This is a genomic window from Roseateles sp. P5_E11 (assembly GCF_054049355.1).
In genome coordinates, this window is sequence record NZ_JBFUMO010001159.1 from 1 (window position 1) to 689 (window position 689).

At 62.2% G+C, this 689-nt stretch carries 2 protein-coding genes; both read right to left on the reverse strand.

The window, feature by feature from the left end; translation table 11 throughout:
* The coding region (locus ACXJKR_RS34075) for an NAD-dependent epimerase/dehydratase family protein (protein WP_457326626.1) at positions 1-113 on the reverse strand (113 nt) is incomplete at its 3' end.
* A gap of 146 nt (positions 114-259) precedes the next feature.
* The coding region (locus ACXJKR_RS34080; protein WP_457326625.1) for a galactosyltransferase-related protein at positions 260-689 on the reverse strand (430 nt) is incomplete at its 5' end.

Consider the following 689-nt stretch of genomic DNA (forward strand, 5'->3'; position numbering starts at 1 on the left):
CTGTAGTAGTCGTTGAGGTTGTCCAAGCCCACGACCTGGTCACCACGTGCCAGAAGGATCTGGCAGACATGCATGCCGATGAAGCCGGCAGCGCCGGTGACGAGAACTTTCAAGACCAATCCTCCAAAAAAGCCAACGCCGATTGTCGTGCAGCGCACAGCAGGGCGCGATCATTGCCCCACCCCCGAGACAAGGTCGCTCGAGTTGGCCCGGGCCTTGCCAGCGAGCGCCCGCGCGACCGAAGAGGGACGCTCCCGGTTCAGTGGCGCCGGAACAGACCGGCGACTCCCGGCTTGGTGAGCAGCGGCACGCGATAGTTGCTCATGAATGTCTTCAGGCTCTTCAGGTGCATACGCGCCGAGCGGCTGAAGACGTCTACGCTGGCTCGCTGATGATCGTGCACCAGCACCGCGCCGGYGCAGCAAACCACCTGATGACCCGACTTCCAGACGCGGGCACACAGGTCCACGTCCTCCATGTACAGGAAGTAGCTTTCGTCCATGCCACCGATGGAACGGAAAAGATCTGTACGAATGACGAAGCCCGTACCCATCACCCAGTCGGCGTGAAAGGGCGCGCCGCTGGCCCAGGCGTCCATCATCATGTGCGAGGCGACCGACTTGCGAATGAAGGGCAGGTTCCCCAGACGGGATCGCCGGCCGATGATGTCCATCAGGCTGTAGAAGCGC